Raw genomic sequence first — 19,062 nt, 5'->3', positions numbered from 1 at the left:
AAGTTGTCTGAACCGCACCTGCCAGATCCAGGTTCAAAAGCAGTTAAATCCCCGTTTCTTTAGCTTGGTTCCAGTATATATCCATTTCAGCCAAGGTCATTTCACTCAACGTTTTACCGTTGACGCGCGCCTGTTCTTCCAGATACTGAAACCGCTTGATGAATTTTTTATTAGTACGTTCCAAGGCGGTTTCGGGGTTTATGTCTATGAATCGGGCGTAGTTGACCAGTGAGAAAAGTAAATCACCAAACTCGCCTTCGGCCCGGTGCGGATCAATGGTTTGGTTCGACGTTACGTTAAACTCCTGCTGAAATTCCTGCATTTCCTCCTCTACTTTCTCCCAAACCTGCTGTTTCTCTTCCCAGTCGAAACCAGCACCCCGCGCTTTTTCCTGAATCCGCATGGCTTTTACAAGCGCAGGCAACGAACCCGGTACGCCCCCCAATACCGATTTATTCCCTTCTTTCAGTTTAAGCTGCTCCCAATTGGCCTTTACCTGCTCTTCGGTTTCGGCCACTACGTTACCATAAATATGCGGATGGCGGTTAATCAACTTATCGCAAACTTTATTCAGTACGTCGGCCATGTCGAAATAATCTGGCGAATCTACGCCAACTTCCGATGCGATTCGTGCGTAAAAAACCAGATGCAACTGAATGTCGCCCAACTCTTTACATATTTCAGCCCGATCATTTTCCAGAATGGCGTCAGAGAGTTCATAGGTTTCTTCGATGGTGAGGTGTCGCAGACTCTCCAGCGTTTGCTTACGGTCCCAGGGGCACTGCTCCCGTAATTCATCCATGATGGTTAGTAATCGATCGAAGGCCATCAGTTGTTCCTGACGCCGGGGAGGCAGTTCCTGAAATTGTTTCATTGGCATCACAAACCGATACGTTCACGGCAAAAATGGGCCTTATCGGTTCAATAAAAACGGATTAGTATGCTAAGTCTTTCGGCATGATAACGGCTACTTTCGGGCGTATGTTTGCTCAGTTGGGTAGCGTCAGTATGCACTACGTATGCGGGTAAAGCTAACGAAAACAAGAGAAAAGATGAATAGAATAAGCTGTAAATAGACATCTGCACAGAAGTAGAGGCCGTAAAATTTACCAAACGTACCTCATTCAAAATCGGTAACTAACCGCATTCGATAGATTTTTCATTTCACTCTTGACTATTGATTGTTTTTTGAATTTACTTTGCAAAACAAAGTACTTTATTTACTATGCAATCAACTACTGCAAACTATCAGGATTTAACGTTTCCTCGTAATGCACGACCCGGAAAAGGCATTCACGTGCTGGCTTTACTAACTATTGCCGGATTAAGTCTGGTTGCCGTTCGAGGTTTTTTAACCGGAAACTGGTGGTATTTTATTATGCTCACCTGGAATCTATTTCTGGCCTGGTTTCCGCTGGGTGTTGTTCTGATTCTACGCGACTTACGAGCGAAAGGCAATAATGTTACGTGGTTTCAGAGCCGCTGGTTGATGATTGGCGCACTGCTGTTGTGGTTGGCCTTTCTACCTAACGCCCCCTACATCATTACCGATCTTTATCATATCAACCACATTCCTCAACCGCTGCTATGGTTCGATACAATGTCACTGTTTTTGTTCGCGCTTACCGGATTGCTGATTGGTCTTTATTCCACACTTATTGTACACCGCATGTTCCGACCATTGATGAAGCCCTGGCTAAGCTGGACATTGATTCTGATGAGTCAGGTTCTGTCAGGGTTTGGTATTTATCTCGGACGCTTTGGCCGCTGGAACAGTTGGGACATATTGAACCGCCCTTCATCCCTTACCAAAGCCATTGCATTTGCCTATCAAGACCATCTGAGTGTAAAAATAACGCTGGCTTATGGCTTTGTACTGGTGATTTTTTACGTAGCATTTTACTGGTACGTAGACCACGAAGAAAAATCCTGATTACTATGTTACCAGCAAAGCCTTCCTTTAACGTATTGAAGCGATTATTTTAACGGTAAATTTGCCGAATGATTGATTTTCGGAAAGTGATTCGCAGTTTTCGATTTGCCGGGCAGGGTATTTTAGATTTATTTCGGTTCGAAAACAATGCCAAAGTTCATCTGCTCATAGCGGGTCTGGTTGTTCTGGCCGGATTGGTGCTAAACTTGAGCCGAATCGAGTGGGCCATTGTGATCACCCAGTTTGGGCTAGTCTGGTCTGCCGAAGCAGTTAACACCGCTATCGAAAAGTTGTGTGATTTTGTATCGCCGGGGCTGCATCCGCAAATCAAATCAATCAAGGACGTAGCATCAGGGGCGGTTTTGTTAATGGCGATTACGGCTTCTATTGTTGGTATTATTATTTTGGGCGGTCGTCTGATCGATCTTATTGATACGTATTAAATTCGTTCACTTATTCTATTTCGCTCTTTATCATGCACGAATCGCACGAACACCTGCAAACACTGACGGAAATTCGCAGTTTGATGGAGCGTTCTTCAAAGTTCCTATCGTTAAGCGGTTTATCTGGTGTATCGGCAGGATTAGTTGCCCTCGGTGGTGCGCTGGTTGTTTATTTACGACTACGTACAGACTGGCTGTCCATTCTTAGTCATGATCAACTCGGTCGATACGATAATGCTACACACCAGACACTCGTCGAATTTCTTATACAGGTAGCCGTAGGCGTATTGATTTTGGCCTTGCTTTCTGGTTCGTATTTCACCGTTCGTAAAGCCCGCCGACAGGGCCTAAATGTTTGGAACAAGTCATCGCAACGGTTGGTGTGGGCGTTGGCCATTCCACTGGCAACAGGTGGCGTTTTCTGTCTGGCTTTGCTCTACTATAATATTATCTGGCTGGCTTTTCCGGCCACACTTATTTTTTATGGCTTAGCTTTGCTGAATGGTAGCAAGTACACATTTCGTGATGTCGAGTCGCTGGCTTACTGCGAAATTGGCCTCGGAATGCTATCGCTGTTTCTACCCGGTTTTAATTTATTGACGTGGGCAATTGGTTTTGGCATACTTCACATTGTGTATGGTATGGCCATGTATTATAAGTACGAACGTAACATAACGCATGAAAAACGACCTGCTAGCTCAGTTTAACAAAGCTTTTGAAAGTAAAGCGCGGCTGAGCATCATGTCGGTTTTAATGGTCAATGATTCGCTAAGTTTTAACGCGCTAAAAGAATTGCTCGGCCTCACCGACGGCAACCTTGCCACGCACCTGCGTGCGTTGGAAGAGTCGGGCTACGTATCGGTGCAGAAACAATTTGTGGGGCGCAAACCAAACACTACGTATTCGGCCACCCCATCTGGCCAACAGGCCTTCTCCGACCACCTGAACGCATTGGAAGCGTTTATCAAGAATTTGTAACACGCCTATTTCCTAAATTACAAGAGGCCCGTTGATAGCTGGCATTAGTTAGCCATCAACAACGGGTTTCGACTCCTTATGTAACCTTATAAAAGATTATGCCGCTTAGTAAGAACACGTTGATTAAATTAACTTCTGGGCAGTACGTTGTTACAGTACGTGACGAAACTGGCTGTTCAACTACAAAAACGGTAACGATTGGCAATGCAACTGCTGCTACGTTGGTGCTGAAAAATGTGAACTGCGCAGGTGAAAAAGATGGCAGTGCAACTGTAAAAGTTACAGGTGGTCAGGAGCCGTTTTATATATGCATGGCAGACTAAAAAGCCTAGCGATTCGCTGGGCTCTGGCGTGACGGTTAGCCGTTTGCCTGAAGGCGAATATACCGTAACAGTGACGGATAAAAATCGATGTGCAGTGCCTACTTCTGGTAGGTTAACCGCCCAGAATCCTATCCCGCCCAAACCAACGATTACGCAATCGGGCGTTCAATGATATAGTGGTTTTGATGTAACAACCTGCAAACCAGTAATTAACGCTACGCAGGCTACGTTTACCCACTTTTGAAAGCAATAGTTTTTTACGTAGTGGCAACAGTTAATGGGTGTGTTTCGCCTGCTTCTGAACCTTTCAGTTTTATTCTAACCGCCATAGAAACAACCCTTCGCTCAGTCTTCAGGTTGTACCAAATCCAGTAACTGAGCGGCTTCGGCTTGAGATTGACCAGCCCATTCGGGAAGCTGTATAGATTGAGTTGATCGATTTAATGGGAAAAGCAATCCTGAACGTTCAAATTCCAGCCTTTGTTGGTCGCCAACAATTTGAGTGGTCAATTCCACAGACTAGCACTGGTCTGTACCTGCTTCGGGCCGAGTCAGCAACTCGACGTACTATACAGCGTGTTATTGTTCAGTAATAAAAATGGCTGGCTGAAATTTGTCTATTTTTCAGCCAGCCATTTTAGTCGTTCAACAAAATCAGGGGTGTATTCCACCTAACCCTCGATAAACAGAACCGTTAAAGGTCTGTACACAGGCACTTTTTATAATAGGTGATGTTGCAGTAAACGCCCATTTTTCTTTGCCGTCCTGAGTAGCCAGAGCACATAATTTGTTACCACTCCCCACATACATAATTCCATCGACAACAGTTGGCGTTGTATTCGGCTGATAAATAGATTTTGTCCAGGTTGACGTTCCTTTACGAGAATCTATTGCATAGAGTTTTCCGTCGTTCGAATTGATGTAGATAAAGTCATGAATCAGCGAAGGAGCTGAGCCAATAAAATTTGTTGGGGTAAACGACCAGCGTCGCGAACCGTTTTCGCACGAATAGGCTGTTAAAGCTGGAGGGCCATCGTAGGGCACAAACAAATAATCATTATCTGTGGCGATGTTCGTATGAATGGCAAACGAATCCCTAGTTTTCCATTTCAGCGCACCTGTCTTCGCATCCATCGCAAAGAGGTTACCCAAGTCATCGCCAGCATAAACATTTCCTTTAGCAAAAACAGGACTGGAATGAAACGAATACCCAGACTTATACTGCCACTGTAACGTACCACTCTGACTGTCGAGTGCATAAAACGTACCGTCATTTCCTCCGAAGTAAACAATACCCTGATTGACAATTGGGCAATTTTCAGTCGCATTTCCCGAAGCGAGTATACCTTTTGTCTGTTCTCCCGCCTGAAACGACCACTTACGCTGCCCCGTTCGTATATCAACTGCGTGAATAGTAGTAAAATTCTTACGGGTAAGATCCCAGGGCGCGGCATTATCGGTCAGAAAAAACACAGTCTGATCAGCTATCCGAGCCGAAAATACAGGCCCAGTGCCTATCTGATATTTCCATCGTAACGTACCGTTTGTGGCATCAACAGCGCATAGTGCAGACTCTGAAGAAACGCCCTGAATCACTAATCCTTCTGCCACAATAGGCGCGGCATTAATAGGGCCGCGACTTAGTTTGTTTTGCCATTTTGCTTTTCCATTTCGCGAATCCAGCGCATACAACGTACCATCCTGCGAGCATATATAAACGGTGGTCCCTTCTGCACGATTGTCTGCCGTAAATTGGCCGTTGATGAAGCTAAAACTGAAAAGAACTCCTAATAAATAAGGTAGTTGAGTAATGAGTTTTGTCATAACCAAAAAATTTGGTGTATGACGACAAGTTACGAATAGGTCACGGCTTGCCATTCATGAGTAATAGCACCTAATAAAGTATTAGTATCACTATTATCTGAATCTTATACTTGTTGTATTAAATGTTTGTTAACGGGTCAGTAAGGCTTATTATTCTCGGGCAAGTCCCACTCCATATACATTCAAAATAATCTCAGCAATGCGCATTTATACTCATATTCACATATTGGCTATTTATGCTTACCTCATATTACCAATACCTCTATAAATCACTACGTTTGTCGGCTAATGTTTTCTGATTAAATCAAGTAGTTTACGATCAAGTTTATGACCATACCAACTTTCATACGCTACGTCGGTACGGCCAGAATCGAGTATACCAAAAGAGCCCGCAAATTCCCAGAGTGCAAACCCAATACCACCAGTTTTCAAGATATCGAGCACATCACCAAACCAGGCCAGAAATACTGCATGTGGTGTTTTGTTCCAACATCCACACTCACCGCAGTGTACGCCTACTCCTTTGTTTACGAGTTCAATCCAGGGCTTATAATAAGTTTTGAGCATAGCCCGACTCAGGTATTTATCTCCTACCTGTCCCGGCCATTTCGGTTCGGGTAAATTGTCGGGGTCTTTGTTTGCCCACGGTGCTTTATAATGCGAAATGATTCCCGGATTGTAACCCCGGCAGCTCTGCGCAATATCCAGATCCGTCAACTCTGGAATAACTGAATTGCCTACATCGTTTCCATCGGCAATAATCAGATGCTTTGGATTCTCCTGACGAATAGCTTTTGCAGCTGCCTGCGCCACTTTTCGATACGTTTCGCCCGGAACCGTGCTACGTTTCGAGTGCTGATCATTCATGTCGGCTCGCATACTAGGTTCGTTGAGCAGATCGAAGCTGATTTGCTGCGACGATACGTTTTTATAACGTTTCGCCCACATACCCCAATGGAAACAAAAAGCATCAAGGGCGGCCTGATCGATCCAGAGATTATAAGGCTCATGAAACCCTGCGTTGATGCAATAACCAGGCGCCCGGTGTAGATTCAGACTAACGTGCAGATTATACTTATGCGCCAGCGACACCAATTGATCGATTCGATCAACTGATTGCGAATCAATCTGATATACTTCGTCGGGCGTAATATTACGGCTTCTGTCAAACTTAATATAAGCCGGATACGCCATAGGTAGACGCACGAAGTCGAAACCCCAATCCTGCATCCATTTGAAATAATCTTCTTTGGTGGCAGGGCGGCTATTGGCCGGGTCAGGTGAAAAGAAATCCAGTAGGTTGAATCCTTTCCATTGAGGAAGTTTGTTCTTCGTTACGTTGCGTAACTGCGACTTTCCAAAAAGTTCTGGGCCATCTATGCTCAGGGCCGCTCCCAGCACTCCGGCATTTTCTATAAACGTCCTACGTTGCATAAACGAAAGAGTAAACAGTGGCATTGATCTACTCGCAAACCAGAAGACCGTTGCATCAAATCGAATTATAGAGCGTACTAAGTAAAAACCAGCCTGATTGATGCTTATGTACGCAAACAAAAGGTTGCTTTCCCAAAGCCAAGCTATACCTTAGTTAATCTGCGTGCTGCTGACTGCTCTGTTGGTCAATGGCTTCTAAAAAACAAAAAGAGACAGATAACCATGAGAAAAATCCTGCTCGCGTTGTGCCTGACAGCGCCATTTCTGCTCAGCCTGACCAATACTTTTGCTCAGAGAGGCAAACCCCTTTATACATTTCCGATTGGTGTTCAGGCTTATACGTATCGAAATAGCTTCCCGAAAGATATTATTGCTACGTTAGATACCATTAAAGCACTGGGTATCACCGAAATGGAAGGTGGAGCACCCAAAGGCATGACCGAGTCTGAGTTCAAGAAGCTGTGCGATGAGCGGGGTATAAAAATTCCGGCTACGGGTGGTGGCTATGAGCAGTTGGTGAAAGATCCAATGGAAGCCGTCAACAAAGCTAAGGCGTTGGGAGCCACGTATATTATGTGCGCCTGGATTCCTCATCAAAAGGGCAACTTCAATATCGACAACGCGAAAAAAGCCGTTGAAGACTTTAACCGAATCGGTAAGGTGATGAAGGAGAACGGTGTTACGTTCTGCTATCACAATCACGGTTATGAGTTTCACCCCTATGAGGGCGGCACTTTATACGATTACATCGTAAAGAACACGAATCCCCAATACGTATCGTTCGAAATGGATATTCTGTGGACGCAGCATGGCGGAGCCGACCCGGTAGCTTTACTGAAAAAGTACGGTAATCGCTATAAACTGATGCACCTGAAGGACCTCAAAAAAGGTGTAAAAGGTGATCTAACCGGCGGTACTCCTCCAGAAAACGACGTAGTGCTGGGCGATGGTCAGGTCAACATTCCTGAAATCTTAAAACTGGCAAAAAAGGCGGGCGTAAAACACTATTTTATTGAAGATGAAAGCAATAAAGAATACGAGCAAATGCCCAAAAGTATTGCTTATCTGAAAAGTCTGCGCGAGTAATCTCATCGTAAACAAGCGAAAACGCCCGTTTGCTACGTAGCAAACGGGCGTTTCTATTAACGTACCAATCCATCTCTTCGGGCACGGTCGCGCACACGTTGTGCACGACTCTTGCTATCGGGGTGGGTCGATAAAATAGTAGCGACTTTACCTCCTTGCCCTCCCCCATTCATCTTGGCCAATTTTTCGAAGGACGTAGCCAAAGCCATTACGTTATAACCGTTACGTTTCAGGAAATCGTAACCGTAATCATCTGCTTCGGTTTCCTGACGCCGACTAAATGATGCTCCTAATAAATAATCGGCCACACCGGCCAGCTCCGAACGCGACAACCGACCAATTGTTCCCGATGTTGATGCAGCGGCATTACGTACCGCCGAGCGTCTGAGAGCACTTTTCATAGCATCGCGGGTATCACGATTTATTACGTGCCCAATTTCATGGCCCATAATGGCCAGCAATTCATTATCGGTCATTATATCCATTAGTCCTTTAAAAACACGCACGCTTCCATCGGCCGTAGCAAAGGCGTTTACATCCGACACTTTGTAAACTTTATAATTGATCGGTAAGCCACTAACAGTACGGTGACGACTAACAATTTTGTTCAGACGCAATGTGTATGGATCGCTGGGACCCGCTATTGGATTTTTAGCATCCATTTGCAGAACCGCCTGCCGCGAGTATTCCGCCACTTGTGCATCAGACAGTAAGGCAGAATTAAGCGCATCCATGCCTGCCTGTACGAGACTAGGGTCAACTTTGCTCTGGCCTACACCGATTATTGGAATACCCAAAGCCAGAATAAACAACTGAATGAAGGTTTTCATATGATGAGTTAACGTTAAAGGTTCTCGTTGTTTACAGAATATAGATTTTCAATATTGACTATCTATCGCACAAAAAGTTTACTATTACTATTGAATAGCCATCGTCTGTATACGCAACTAACCTGTTAGAATACGATTTTAAACAGGAATATATACCATAAAAAAGACGCTCAACAACAGGTTGTTAAGCGTCTTTAGTCAATGTGACGTTGTTTTATTGAAGATTCGCGTCTTCGTTACTATTAAACGTATCTCCCTGATCAATGTCGCCAGTTTTCAAGCCTTTTTTAAACCAATAAACGCGCTGCGCTGATGAACCATGCGTAAACGCGTCGGGCACTACGTATCCTCTGGTTTCTTTTTGAATGCGATCATCGCCAATGGCATTAGCCGCCCTAAGGGCTTCTTCAATATCGCCAGGTTCAAATTCAAAGCTTTTTCCTTGTGCCTGATTTGCCCACACACCCGCAAAAAAATCGGCCTGTAGCTCCAGACGTACTGATACTTTATTATACTGTCGTTCATTCATACGGGCGCGCAACTGGTCGGTTTGTTGCATAACGCCGAGCAGATTCTGAACGTGGTGCGCCACTTCATGCGATATTACGTAGGCCATTGCAAAATCACCCGGTGCACCAAATCGTTGGCTAAGTTCATCATAGAACGACAAGTCAATGTATAGTTTCTGATCGGCAGGGCAGTAAAACGGCCCCGACGCTTCTGAAGCCGTGCCACAACCCGACTGTGTGACGCCCCGAAACATAACCAATGTAGGTTGTCGGTAACGCCCTCCCCGTTCTGCAAATATCTTTGTCCAGATATCCTCCGTGCTAGCCAGTACTTTTCGGGTAAATCGGGCGGCTTCGTCATCAGCCTTCTGGTTAGCTGGTGCCTGAGTTACCTGAGTCTGACCGCCCCGATTCAGAATGTCTGACGGATCGCCACCTAACAGCATAACAATCACCGCTATAACCACGGTACCTATTCCGCCCCCAACCAGCATTCCTCCTCCGCCCATTCCCCGGCGATCATCGACATTATCGCTTTCGCGACCTCCTAACCAACGCATAGTTTTTCTTGATTAATACGTATTACGATTCTTTATGGCAAGATTACAGTTTCTACGCATAAAATGTTTGGCAACGGCTAATTTATTGACCGAAACTCAGCCCTTTAGTCTGCTCCACTACATTTTACAATAGGAACAGGATACGTAAAAGGCCTGTCCATTAACTCAAAGTTTGTATAAGACGAACTTTGCTACTTAGTGTAAGTTGGTTGATTGCTGCTCACAACGTCATAAAGTAAAAGCTTATTCCCTGTTTCATACTGTTGTCAGCGTACTCCTTGATTTTGGTAACCTCTTAAAATAGTTTCATAGACGCTTACAAGTATGTACTTTATTTATCAATAAAAATATTCAGTAACTATTAGTTAAGTATTACAGATATTACCTACAATTTTATTAACCATTTTACAATAAATGCAATTATAATTTTATCAATAATTTATTATTAGTTAAAATTTCAAGTATTTATAAAACAGATATTTAATCTTATGATTAATATTGTAAAAGCCAGATATGGTAAATTTAAATTTACATCCTGTCTCTTATTTTCATTAAGTAAAATTCTTCCACATCATTTATCTAAATAGCCCAATTATGCGTACCTTACTTATAGCCCATAAATATAATTTAATGATAACCCATGAATGTTCGTTTGTCAGACGAAGAGATGATTCGTCGCTACCTCCCCAGTCAGCCCTCGCATTGCTTCGAGACGCTCTACAACCGCTACGCGAACAAAGTATACCGACGATGTTTGTCGATGACTAAAAACTCGGAACAGGCAGAAGACTTTACTCATGACATTTTTTTAAAAGTATTTAATAAGCTGGATGCGTTTCAGGAACGATCAAGTTTCTCTACCTGGCTCTATTCTATTTCGTTCAATTATTGCTCCGACCAGATTCGTCTGGCTAAACGACTGACCACCATTACACTGGAAGATGTTGTTAAACATGACTTTCCGGAACTGAAAGACACAGCCATTCACGAAGAAACGATGTTTCTAGTGAAACGGGCCATGGAAACCGTGTCGCCCAAGGAACGCACTCTACTCCGACTCAAGTATGAAGATGGAATGAGTATCGATGCCATTGCACAGAAATACAATTTAAAATCGAGCACAATTAAGATGCGGCTGAAACGAACACGTGATAAACTTCAGCGTCTATACGGGCAAAAATACTCGTATGATTTAGCCGATTAATTGTATACTCGTTATAAGCTTTTAATACGTTTCCGAGCACATTATCTCGGAACATCCCACCTTTGTAATTATCTCCTATTGAATCAAAAATGCCCGGAGCAATACGCTTCGGGCATTCCACAATCCTAACCTATGACATTCTAACGTAACTAATCTTTTTATCGCCCGCCTAATGGGAAAAGGTATCCAACAGAAATCATAGCATTCTGAGGGGTCGACTTGTCGTCGCTACCAACCAGATAACTGTAGCGGCCCTCCAGCAGTACCGAACCGGGTCCAGCTTTTATCGAAACGCCAGCTCCACCTGATACGCCGTAATTGAAACGGCCCTCCTGACTAAGATCTATTGACTGCGAATCCGTTTGACCGCTTTCTCGCACAGAAACCGTTCCATTAGCTGCAAATGTACCTACAGGACCTGCGTTTACGAAGAATCGGACATTAGGCTGCCCAAATGCAACCTTTAACAGTATCGGAACTTCGACCAGATTGTATTTAACCTGCAGATAGTCTGACCCAATAGCCAGACGAGTGCCATACTGGCTGAAAAGAATTTCGGGTTGAACAGAAAATACAGGGCCGCCAATGTTGAATACAACCCCACCGTGAAAACCAGTTACCCGCTCTAGTTGAACACCGTCGCCCACCGATGCAACATCAGCTCCACCTATAGAGGATGAATTAGCACCCAAACGTACGCCAAACCGAAAACGGCTTTCCGGGCGTTGTTTGGTCGGTTTTTGTGCCTGCGTATACACAGACTGAGAAGCCTGGTTAACCGGTGCCTGCGCAACGGGTGCGCTCACCGGCTCGCTAACGGCAGGCTGAGCCTGTGCAACTGGCTGTTGTGTTGACTGAGCGGGTTGAGGAGTTGTAAAGCGAGTTGTCTGAGCCGTACGTTTTACTGGCGCCGACGTAGCACGACTCGCCTGCGACCGATTGGCGTTTGCAGATGTGGCTGCTGTAGTTGGTCTACGGGTAGTTGTACGTGTCTGTGCCGATACGCTTAATGGCAACAGAGCCAGCATAATAAAGAGGAAATTATAGTTCATTTTCGTTTCGTTTTTGTTGTTTACGGAATCAAAATTGGCAGATTGCCGCCGGCAATGCAGCAACAAGCCGAACGAAGTGGAATTTAAGTTGAGTGAATTGGTAAAAAGGTGAGTTGAGCTGATGGCTTTCCATCAATTAATAAGCCTGTGAAGTGAAGCTGGCCACAGTTATAAATTGCTACGTAGCAGTTCTGCAAAACAAAAGCTCGACTATAAAGCCGAGCTTGCAATTACGCATCTAATTATCCCAGCAAGCTCCTTACTAGCTTAATTGGGCAGTGTAGTTATTTGCTGAAGCAGTTCAGCCAGCAAGATGCTGGCTGAGATAGCCTCAAAACCCAATCAACGTAGCAGCTCCGCTCCGTGCTACGTTGATTTATTCTTCTACTTCTAGCGTTTCTTCCGTTAAAAGCTCTGGATTTTGGTAAATATTGCCAATTATGATCCGCCTTCGCGATTTACTAAAACCTGTATTTTGAATTAACGCGCCACCATAAGGACCATTTTCATCACCCTGACGCGACAGGATCGCCCAATAACAGTTCTGGTCATCCCAGAAAACTTTGTACGTGGTTTTATCATCAATACTAATGATATCCCCCTCATAAATATCACGTCCATCGCTATCGACAAGCCCCGTGAACTGCATAAGAACTACGTTTTTTTGAGGAACAACAAAATCTCCCCCGTTATTAGGCATAAACAGGTGTATTTGTCCCTCTTCCTCTCCATACAAGAAAAAGCCCGACAGATAGTCCATTCTGTAAATGGTATTAAACCGCGTCCAGGCTCTAAATTTTAATTGTCTCATTGTAGTAGTATCTCTCTACGTAAACGTACAGAAAACAATCGTAAAGTATAATCTTACATGTTGAATAGAGTTATTCGTTAAAACAGGATACGAACAAATCAAAAAAACGATATAAAATTCTTGACTTATGCTCAGATTTTATCAGCCATTTACGCCATAATAACCCAATTGGATTGGCGATTTTACGAAAAAAAATCCGTTTATAGTACGTTGTTTATCAGTCTGTAACTGCCATTTTTTACTACAGTAACTTCGCGAGTCTCCCCCCTTTTACTTGATAAACAAACTACCTATTTCATGGAAACTTCATTACGCTTTCGATTAGTGGTTGTCTTTCTGGGTCTGCTTCTGGGGTTTTCAGCTCAGGCTGCCCGCCCAATGACAACCATTTCGCAACTAACAGCCGACTGGCAACGCGCCAAAGATTACACCAAAGAATATCTGGACGTGATGTCGGAAGATGGTATCAATTTTAAACCAACGCCAGAGATTCGCAGTTTTGCCGAACAAATGCTGCATTTAGCCGCAGCTAACTACAATTTTGCAGCCCTTGCCAGCGGAAAAGCCAACCCATTTCAGGGAAAAAAACTGGAAGAAATGAGCGAGCTTAAAACAAAAGCTGCACTAACGAAAGCTGTTCTGGAAAGTTATGATTTCGTGATCGATGCGGTTAAAGGTATGACCGATGCGCAATTGGCCGAAAATGTAAAAATGGGCCAACGTGAAATGACGCGCGAAGTGGCTCTGGCCAAAGCGTTTGAACATCAGACGCACCATCGCGGCCAGACAACAATTTACATTCGTATGAAAGGCATCAAGCCGCCAAACGAAAAATTATTCTAATTGGAGACGTAACAAAAAATCCCTCACTGGTGAGGGATTTTTTGTTACGTCTCCAATTAGAAACAGAGTAAACACTACGTTGCTATTTGCTACGTTGCAGAGTATCTAACAGGTATTCCAGTCCGTTCAGCCTTATTTCATACATTGTTTGCAGGAGCATTCCCAACTTACCCGCCGGAAACCCTTTCTGTACAAACCACTCCAGATACGAAACAGGCAAATGTCGAATCAGTTGCCCTTTATGTTTACCGAATGGCATCTGATAATGAAGTAATTCTTTCAACAATTGCGGGTTACCCATCGACTGTTCTCTATTCATTATTTAAATTCATTACGTAGTATTAAATCATCCCACCGCCGATTCAAGCAGCCGGATCGTTCCAGCAGTTGCATCGATTTCAGCATCGATACCCAGCGGAACGGTAAATTTATCCCGTATATGACCAATCATAGCACCGGAATAAGCCGGTTTTCCTAAAGGCAGTATATGTTCTGTTATAATATCTTCCATCGTTAACGAGCCGTAACCTCCACCTGTTGGTTCGCAATCGGTACATTTCCCGAAAACAAAACCCGCCACCTGATCCAAAATTCCGGCTAGTTTCAAGTGTGTGAGCATCCGATCCATTCGATATACTTCTTCATGTGTATCTTCCACAAACAGAATCGTATTTCGCCAGTCGGGCAGGTAAGCCGACCCGATTAAATGGGTCAAAACGGTTAGATTTCCTCCTACCAAACGTCCGCGAGCCAGTCCTGATTTAATGGTGGTAATACGGTCCTGAGTTTGGGTAAGGTTGTCGCCTTTATTTACTGGATTTCGCATCGTAACCTGTTCACCTTCCATCAGCGTTCGCTTCATCCAGTCGACCGTATACGCATTGAATGTAGCCGAACCAACCGGGCCATGCACGGTAACCAATCCAGTTTTGGCGTAAATGGCTAACAATAAGGCGGTAATATCGCTATACCCAATCAGCAGTTTCGGATTCCGTTGCATAAGTGAGTAATCGAGCAGGGGCAGCAAACGGGCACATCCCCATCCACCGTGAATAGCCATCACTGCTTTCACACTTTTGTCGTCAAAAAAAGCATGCAAATCGGCAGCTCTATCAGCATCTCGACCGGCCAGATAACCATACCGATCATAAATATGCGGCCCTAGTTTGGTCTGAAAACCGAGTGCTTGTAAAGACTCCTGCGCAATCTGTACAGTTTCGCGACTGTAGGCAGGTGCAGCAGGGCAGAATAAACCAATAGTATCGCCCTGACGAAGCCGATCGGGTTTAATAATTGCGGGGGGATTCTGACTCGCAGCCAGCGATACAAAAGGCGACAGGCTGGCGGCCTGAAGAAAGGATCGGCGTGAAGGCATCAGGTTTATAAAGCGTCAATCATTGATGCAGAAATATAGCCGAAAACGGCGGATTAGACAAAAATTTACAGATACCTCATCAGGATTTTTCAAGAACTCTATTTAACACATTTTGACCCTCTACGCACAAAAAAAGCCTTTTTCGATCATTTATAAACGTATAAAGATAAATTACTACGTTCAACTTTTCGGTAATTGGCAATAAGAAATTCACTAAACCTTTATCGCCATGATTTGTCTTATTGATGTAAATACAAGTTTAACCTAACTAAAAAAAGACGATGAAAACGTTCCATTCTTTTGCCGTACTTCTGGTGCTGACGGGCTTCCTCATTGGCTTTTCAACCGAAGTTCAGGCGCAACGTAGCTGGAGCCCACAGGCTAAAGGTGCCGTTATCGGGGGCGTAGCCGGAGGTGCCGCAGGTGCCATCATAAACAAACGAAATCGTGCTGTAGGCGGCCTCATTGGCGGTGCCGTAGGTGGAGCCGCTGGCTACGCTATTGGCAAGCATAAAGACAATAAAAACAAAGAAGCCGCTCGGATAGCTGCCGCCCGCGCAGCCGCCGAACGTGAACGCGTAGCCGCTGCGGCCGAACGTGAACGAGCTGTTGCGACCGCCGTTGAACGCGAACGGGCGCTTCATGCCAAAGCAAACCCATCGGTACGCTCGGTAGCTGCTGCACAAGCCACACCGGCACTAGCACCGGCTACTACGTCGACCGTTCCAACAATGCTGGCAGCCAGTACAAATGCAGTCGATAACTCATTCCTGCTTAATCCTACCTTTGGCGATCACAACACGGCGTATCCATCGTCGGAATATCGTCGTAAAAGCTGGTAAATTGTTAACAGGCCGGACGCTACGTTCACTACGTTGAAAATAAAGTTCGGCCTTCCATTACTCAACCACTATTCTACTTTTGTTATGAAAACCACGAAACTAATTCTCTATACGTTGTTGGCAACGGCTCTGTTTACGGGCTGTGTCAAGCAAGACGAAGCTGTTAATATTCAGTCGCTTAATCAGCAGTTCATTGGGGCCTGGAACAGCAAAAACCCGGATCAGATTATTTCATTACTGGCCGACGATGTTCATTTTCTTCAGGGAGAAACGCATTTCCGAGGAAAATCGGAAGTTTCCGAAAAATGGGTACGCGCTACGTTACCAACATTGAACGACCTCAAAACCAACGTAGTGAGTTCAGCAACGGATACCCAGATGGCCTACGAAGCCGGTACGTTCTCGGTTGATGTACTCCCCGAACCGGGTCAGCAAACCAGAGGGTACGGTGAAGGAAATTTTATTCTGCTCTGGAAAAAAGGAACCGATAATAGCTGGAAACTCAGCTACGCTCAGCTCGAAGATTTGCCCGTGCAGGCGAAACAATAAATTTCAATGCCTAACGTAATGCCCCATTTCTATCCGTAGAGATGGGGCATTACGTTAGGCATGATACGTAACGAACCAATTGGTAAAACATACATAGCACTATGTGAGTTAGGCCAGTAATAGAGTTTACGCTACGCTACCATTCATGAAACGATTATTAGTTGCTGTGCTGAGCAGTTGTCTGCTGTTTAGTCAGTGTCAGAAAAAAGAACCCCGTGCTCCTGAAGCAACGGGGTTCGATCCTCCTATAGCTGCCAAAGTTTCGTACGTAGCTGCTTCTATTACGTTTCAATTGAGCGAATTACAGGATAAAATCAATAGTGAGCTTGATCCGGTCTTGATTGGGAAAGGAACCAAGAACGGCGAAAATAAAGGAATACTTTCGTTTCGGGTGAAACGCATGGGCCCTGTGCAGGTTCAATACATTGACAATCAGATCCAACTGTCGGCACCATTACAGATGTGGTTAACAAAGCCATTTAGCAACGACACAACACCGCCTAAAAAAGGATTCAGTGCTCTACACGTCAATTTTAAATCGCCCATTAGCGTAACCTCCAACTGGCGGCTGGCCAGCCAGACCAAATTCACGAAATATACCTGGATAAAAGAGCCCGATATCCGGTTGCTTGGTAAAGACATTTCGCTAACCAATATGGCGCAGAAAATTCTGGAAAAGTACCAAAGTTCAATCGAAACGGCTATCGACTCCGCTTTGTATAAAGACCTGCGACTCGACCGAATGGTACGTCCTATCTGGCGAGATTTACAAAAGCCGCTTCTTATCAGCCGTGATTATGGCCTCTGGCTTCTTCCCCAACCGATTGGGATAAGAGCCAGTACAGTTACGGGCAATGCGAAATCATTAACGACACACTTGCGGATTGCCTTTGATACTAAAACTGAAATAAAACCCCAACAACCCGCCTATCGTGAAACGCCTTTACCACAGTTGCAGAAACAGGAAAAAATAGACTCAACATCTGATTTGCACATATTAAGTGCAATTCCATATACCGACATCAATAAGATGCTGGCAATCAGCATTGGCCGGGAGCCGAAAAAAATGGCATTAGGCACTGTTACGTTAAAAGGAGCCTCGGTATACGGTGGGCAAAAATCGCTCATTATCAAAGCTGAAGTTGATGGACTTCTGAATGGGACTGTCTATCTGAAAGGTCGCCCCGAGTTTGATACAACTACCAAGGCTCTTCGAATAAACAATCTGGATTTTGACGCTGAAAGCGGAAGTTTACTGGCGAAAGACACCGGCGAAATCTGGCACGCAGGGTTACGGAAGATGTTACAAAGCCTATTAATTATTCCTTTGGGAGATGATATTGAGCAACTTCCTAAAAAAATCAACGAAGCGTTTGAAAAAGGGAAGCCGGGCGAAAAAACTGATTTGGGTATTCGGGATTTTCGATTCGTACCCGAAAAAATCGCAATACGTCCCAACGAAATTCAGGTAATGATTCGGGTGGAGTCGAAGGTAGGGCTACAGGTAAAGCAGTTATAAAAAGTATACGTTTATGACACGTAGTGACTGGTTTGCATGGGTAAATGAGTGAGCTCTGCGGCTTATTGGGTCATATTCATTAAATCGTTCAAACGTAATTTCGGAATGTTCTCTATACTTAAGCCTGCTGCGCTTTTTCGCTGTATTTTGCCTGTAGCAATTGGTATCACTACGTTTACCCCAACACTAGCTCAGGTAGGCGTTGGGACGAAAGCACCGAAGGGTGCCGACATTTTATTCGACGGTTCACGCAAAATGCTTGATGAAAAATGGACGTATTGGCAAGGCCCCCGGCTGGCTGCTACGTTACCCATTAAGTGGATGGTTGAAAAAGGTCCCTCAGGCAGTGATATGGTGCTGAATAGCAACGATCCATCGGCGGCAGGCGGCAAATATGGATCGGCGGATATTGTTACGAAAGAAACGTTTCGCGATTTCCGGCTGCATGTTGAATTCTTCATCAGCAAACCGGGTGGCAACAGTGGCGTTTACTTACAGAATCGCTACGAAATTCAGGTGCTCGATGGCGATACTACGTCGCACGGAATGGCCGCCGTTATCAACGAAACTCCCTCACCTTACCATGCTTACAACGGCGTAGGCAAGTGGAATGCTTACGATATTCTGTTCCGGGCGGCCCGATTTAAAGATGGCAAACGAGTTGAACCGGCTATGGTAACGATGTATTTCAATGGTAAAAAAGTCCACAAAAACCAGAAAATCAACCAAGTGTGGGGTGGTGCTAACTCAGGCATCGATGGTGGTAACGACGGCGGCAAAGGCATCACCGATACGCCCGGTGGCCTGAAACTACAAGCCGAAGGCCACGACGTACTTTACCGCAATATCTGGATTCAAAAACGTGATATAAAAGAAGGGAACACTGATTTTTAGATTTTTTCTAACAAGATTCTCAAGCAGCTACTCCACTGAGTGCTGCTTTTTTT

Annotated in this window: 21 protein-coding genes; 12 read left to right on the top strand and 9 right to left on the bottom strand. The window is 44.7% G+C overall.

Annotation, left to right across the window (positions count from 1 at the left end; translation table 11 throughout):
* Window positions 1–43: 43 nt before the first annotated feature.
* Window positions 44–874, bottom strand: a complete 831-nt coding sequence (gene mazG, locus ACYVD4_RS21920; RefSeq protein ID WP_460949396.1) for a nucleoside triphosphate pyrophosphohydrolase — start codon at window positions 872–874, stop codon at window positions 44–46.
* 351 nt (window positions 875–1,225) lie between these two features.
* Between mazG and ACYVD4_RS21915 the strand changes: the two genes are divergently transcribed.
* The 5 genes from ACYVD4_RS21915 to ACYVD4_RS21895 all read left to right on the top strand — a co-directional run bounded on the left by ACYVD4_RS21915 (window position 1,226) and on the right by ACYVD4_RS21895 (window position 3,677).
* Window positions 1,226–1,933: a DUF1361 domain-containing protein gene (locus ACYVD4_RS21915; protein ID WP_460949394.1), complete on the top strand. Its 708-nt coding sequence runs from the start codon at window positions 1,226–1,228 to the stop codon at window positions 1,931–1,933.
* Window positions 1,934–2,001: 68 nt separating this feature from the next.
* The gene (locus tag ACYVD4_RS21910; protein WP_460949392.1) at window positions 2,002–2,376 is read left to right on the top strand and encodes a diacylglycerol kinase family protein; all 375 of its coding nucleotides are present in this window, start codon (window positions 2,002–2,004) and stop codon (window positions 2,374–2,376) included.
* Between the two features lie 32 nt (window positions 2,377–2,408).
* Complete coding sequence (locus tag ACYVD4_RS21905; RefSeq protein WP_460949391.1) at window positions 2,409–3,083, top strand: hypothetical protein; 675 nt, start codon at window positions 2,409–2,411, stop codon at window positions 3,081–3,083.
* Entirely contained in the window at window positions 3,055–3,354 is a 300-nt protein-coding gene (locus tag ACYVD4_RS21900; protein ID WP_460949389.1) for a winged helix-turn-helix domain-containing protein, read from the top strand. The genes ACYVD4_RS21905 and ACYVD4_RS21900 overlap by 29 nt, the downstream gene beginning before the upstream one ends.
* A 98-nt stretch (window positions 3,355–3,452) precedes the next feature.
* Entirely contained in the window at window positions 3,453–3,677 is a 225-nt protein-coding gene (locus tag ACYVD4_RS21895; protein WP_460949388.1) for a hypothetical protein, read from the top strand.
* Between the two features lie 654 nt (window positions 3,678–4,331).
* Here the strand turns inward: ACYVD4_RS21895 and ACYVD4_RS21890 are convergent.
* Together ACYVD4_RS21890 and ACYVD4_RS21885 are read right to left on the bottom strand one after the other, a co-directional pair.
* Window positions 4,332–5,501: an outer membrane protein assembly factor BamB family protein gene (locus tag ACYVD4_RS21890; RefSeq protein ID WP_460949387.1), complete on the bottom strand. Its 1,170-nt coding sequence runs from the start codon at window positions 5,499–5,501 to the stop codon at window positions 4,332–4,334.
* A 285-nt stretch (window positions 5,502–5,786) separates the two neighbouring features.
* Entirely contained in the window at window positions 5,787–6,935 is a 1,149-nt protein-coding gene (locus tag ACYVD4_RS21885) for a glycoside hydrolase family 5 protein (protein ID WP_460949386.1), read from the bottom strand.
* Window positions 6,936–7,157: 222 nt separating this feature from the next.
* On the opposite strand from ACYVD4_RS21885, the gene ACYVD4_RS21880 reads away from it, so the two are divergent.
* On the top strand, window positions 7,158–8,021 hold the full coding sequence (locus ACYVD4_RS21880; protein ID WP_460949385.1) for a sugar phosphate isomerase/epimerase family protein: 864 nt from the start codon (window positions 7,158–7,160) through the stop codon (window positions 8,019–8,021).
* 56 nt (window positions 8,022–8,077) lie between these two features.
* On the opposite strand, the gene ACYVD4_RS21875 is transcribed toward ACYVD4_RS21880, so the two are convergent.
* The gene (locus tag ACYVD4_RS21875; RefSeq protein ID WP_460949383.1) at window positions 8,078–8,851 is read right to left on the bottom strand and encodes a M48 family metallopeptidase; all 774 of its coding nucleotides are present in this window, start codon (window positions 8,849–8,851) and stop codon (window positions 8,078–8,080) included.
* Between the two features lie 214 nt (window positions 8,852–9,065).
* A complete protein-coding gene (ypfJ, locus tag ACYVD4_RS21870) occupies window positions 9,066–9,920 on the bottom strand; it encodes a KPN_02809 family neutral zinc metallopeptidase (RefSeq protein ID WP_460949382.1) in 855 nt (284 codons plus the stop codon).
* A gap of 640 nt (window positions 9,921–10,560) precedes the next feature.
* Between ypfJ and ACYVD4_RS21865 the strand changes: the two genes are divergently transcribed.
* Entirely contained in the window at window positions 10,561–11,124 is a 564-nt protein-coding gene (locus tag ACYVD4_RS21865) for an RNA polymerase sigma factor (RefSeq protein WP_460949381.1), read from the top strand.
* A gap of 158 nt (window positions 11,125–11,282) precedes the next feature.
* Here the strand turns inward: ACYVD4_RS21865 and ACYVD4_RS21860 are convergent, their stop codons facing one another.
* Together ACYVD4_RS21860 and ACYVD4_RS21855 are read right to left on the bottom strand one after the other, a co-directional pair.
* Window positions 11,283–12,176, bottom strand: coding sequence for a porin family protein (locus ACYVD4_RS21860; protein ID WP_460949379.1), 894 nt, complete (start codon window positions 12,174–12,176; stop codon window positions 11,283–11,285).
* Between the two features lie 376 nt (window positions 12,177–12,552).
* Window positions 12,553–12,987 (bottom strand): YopX family protein, encoded by a 435-nt coding sequence (locus ACYVD4_RS21855; protein WP_460949378.1) that lies wholly within the window; start codon window positions 12,985–12,987, stop codon window positions 12,553–12,555.
* Between the two features lie 297 nt (window positions 12,988–13,284).
* On the opposite strand from ACYVD4_RS21855, the gene ACYVD4_RS21850 reads away from it, so the two are divergent.
* Entirely contained in the window at window positions 13,285–13,830 is a 546-nt protein-coding gene (locus tag ACYVD4_RS21850; protein ID WP_460949376.1) for a DinB family protein, read from the top strand.
* 82 nt (window positions 13,831–13,912) lie between these two features.
* Here ACYVD4_RS21850 and ACYVD4_RS21845 read toward each other — a convergent pair whose 3' ends face one another.
* On the bottom strand, window positions 13,913–14,149 hold the full coding sequence (locus ACYVD4_RS21845; RefSeq protein ID WP_460949375.1) for a DUF3820 family protein: 237 nt from the start codon (window positions 14,147–14,149) through the stop codon (window positions 13,913–13,915).
* A gap of 27 nt (window positions 14,150–14,176) precedes the next feature.
* A complete protein-coding gene (locus tag ACYVD4_RS21840) occupies window positions 14,177–15,205 on the bottom strand; it encodes a S66 peptidase family protein (protein ID WP_460949374.1) in 1,029 nt (342 codons plus the stop codon).
* A 281-nt stretch (window positions 15,206–15,486) separates the two neighbouring features.
* On the opposite strand from ACYVD4_RS21840, the gene ACYVD4_RS21835 reads away from it, so the two are divergent.
* From ACYVD4_RS21835 to ACYVD4_RS21820, 4 genes are all read left to right on the top strand, one after another.
* Window positions 15,487–16,047 carry a glycine zipper domain-containing protein gene (locus tag ACYVD4_RS21835; RefSeq protein WP_460949372.1) on the top strand — a complete coding sequence of 187 codons (561 nt, stop codon included), beginning with the start codon at window positions 15,487–15,489 and terminating at the stop codon, window positions 16,045–16,047.
* Between the two features lie 84 nt (window positions 16,048–16,131).
* The gene (locus ACYVD4_RS21830) at window positions 16,132–16,596 is read left to right on the top strand and encodes a YybH family protein (protein WP_460949370.1); all 465 of its coding nucleotides are present in this window, start codon (window positions 16,132–16,134) and stop codon (window positions 16,594–16,596) included.
* A 145-nt stretch (window positions 16,597–16,741) separates the two neighbouring features.
* A complete protein-coding gene (locus ACYVD4_RS21825; protein WP_460949368.1) occupies window positions 16,742–18,115 on the top strand; it encodes a DUF4403 family protein in 1,374 nt (457 codons plus the stop codon).
* 105 nt (window positions 18,116–18,220) lie between these two features.
* Complete coding sequence (locus ACYVD4_RS21820) at window positions 18,221–19,009, top strand: 3-keto-disaccharide hydrolase (protein ID WP_460949367.1); 789 nt, start codon at window positions 18,221–18,223, stop codon at window positions 19,007–19,009.
* Window positions 19,010–19,062 lie beyond the last annotated feature (53 nt).

Source organism: Spirosoma daeguense, from assembly GCF_054776875.1.
This window is presented reverse-complemented; position numbering and strand designations above follow the sequence as displayed.

What these genes read in the sequence shown, in the direction of transcription:
- mazG (WP_460949396.1), bottom strand. Translation starts at nt 874, where the DNA reads ATGAAACAATTTCAGGAACTGCCTCCCCGGCGTCAGGAACAACTGATG.
- ACYVD4_RS21915 (WP_460949394.1), top strand. Translation starts at nt 1,226, where the DNA reads ATGCAATCAACTACTGCAAACTATCAGGATTTAACGTTTCCTCGTAAT.
- ACYVD4_RS21910 (WP_460949392.1), top strand. Translation starts at nt 2,002, where the DNA reads ATGATTGATTTTCGGAAAGTGATTCGCAGTTTTCGATTTGCCGGGCAG.
- ACYVD4_RS21905 (WP_460949391.1), top strand. Translation starts at nt 2,409, where the DNA reads ATGCACGAATCGCACGAACACCTGCAAACACTGACGGAAATTCGCAGT.
- ACYVD4_RS21900 (WP_460949389.1), top strand. Translation starts at nt 3,055, where the DNA reads ATGAAAAACGACCTGCTAGCTCAGTTTAACAAAGCTTTTGAAAGTAAA.
- ACYVD4_RS21895 (WP_460949388.1), top strand. Translation starts at nt 3,453, where the DNA reads ATGCCGCTTAGTAAGAACACGTTGATTAAATTAACTTCTGGGCAGTAC.
- ACYVD4_RS21890 (WP_460949387.1), bottom strand. Translation starts at nt 5,501, where the DNA reads ATGACAAAACTCATTACTCAACTACCTTATTTATTAGGAGTTCTTTTC.
- ACYVD4_RS21885 (WP_460949386.1), bottom strand. Translation starts at nt 6,935, where the DNA reads ATGCAACGTAGGACGTTTATAGAAAATGCCGGAGTGCTGGGAGCGGCC.
- ACYVD4_RS21880 (WP_460949385.1), top strand. Translation starts at nt 7,158, where the DNA reads ATGAGAAAAATCCTGCTCGCGTTGTGCCTGACAGCGCCATTTCTGCTC.
- ACYVD4_RS21875 (WP_460949383.1), bottom strand. Translation starts at nt 8,851, where the DNA reads ATGAAAACCTTCATTCAGTTGTTTATTCTGGCTTTGGGTATTCCAATA.
- ypfJ (WP_460949382.1), bottom strand. Translation starts at nt 9,920, where the DNA reads ATGCGTTGGTTAGGAGGTCGCGAAAGCGATAATGTCGATGATCGCCGG.
- ACYVD4_RS21865 (WP_460949381.1), top strand. Translation starts at nt 10,561, where the DNA reads ATGAATGTTCGTTTGTCAGACGAAGAGATGATTCGTCGCTACCTCCCC.
- ACYVD4_RS21860 (WP_460949379.1), bottom strand. Translation starts at nt 12,176, where the DNA reads ATGAACTATAATTTCCTCTTTATTATGCTGGCTCTGTTGCCATTAAGC.
- ACYVD4_RS21855 (WP_460949378.1), bottom strand. Translation starts at nt 12,987, where the DNA reads ATGAGACAATTAAAATTTAGAGCCTGGACGCGGTTTAATACCATTTAC.
- ACYVD4_RS21850 (WP_460949376.1), top strand. Translation starts at nt 13,285, where the DNA reads ATGGAAACTTCATTACGCTTTCGATTAGTGGTTGTCTTTCTGGGTCTG.
- ACYVD4_RS21845 (WP_460949375.1), bottom strand. Translation starts at nt 14,149, where the DNA reads ATGAATAGAGAACAGTCGATGGGTAACCCGCAATTGTTGAAAGAATTA.
- ACYVD4_RS21840 (WP_460949374.1), bottom strand. Translation starts at nt 15,205, where the DNA reads ATGCCTTCACGCCGATCCTTTCTTCAGGCCGCCAGCCTGTCGCCTTTT.
- ACYVD4_RS21835 (WP_460949372.1), top strand. Translation starts at nt 15,487, where the DNA reads ATGAAAACGTTCCATTCTTTTGCCGTACTTCTGGTGCTGACGGGCTTC.
- ACYVD4_RS21830 (WP_460949370.1), top strand. Translation starts at nt 16,132, where the DNA reads ATGAAAACCACGAAACTAATTCTCTATACGTTGTTGGCAACGGCTCTG.
- ACYVD4_RS21825 (WP_460949368.1), top strand. Translation starts at nt 16,742, where the DNA reads ATGAAACGATTATTAGTTGCTGTGCTGAGCAGTTGTCTGCTGTTTAGT.
- ACYVD4_RS21820 (WP_460949367.1), top strand. Translation starts at nt 18,221, where the DNA reads ATGTTCTCTATACTTAAGCCTGCTGCGCTTTTTCGCTGTATTTTGCCT.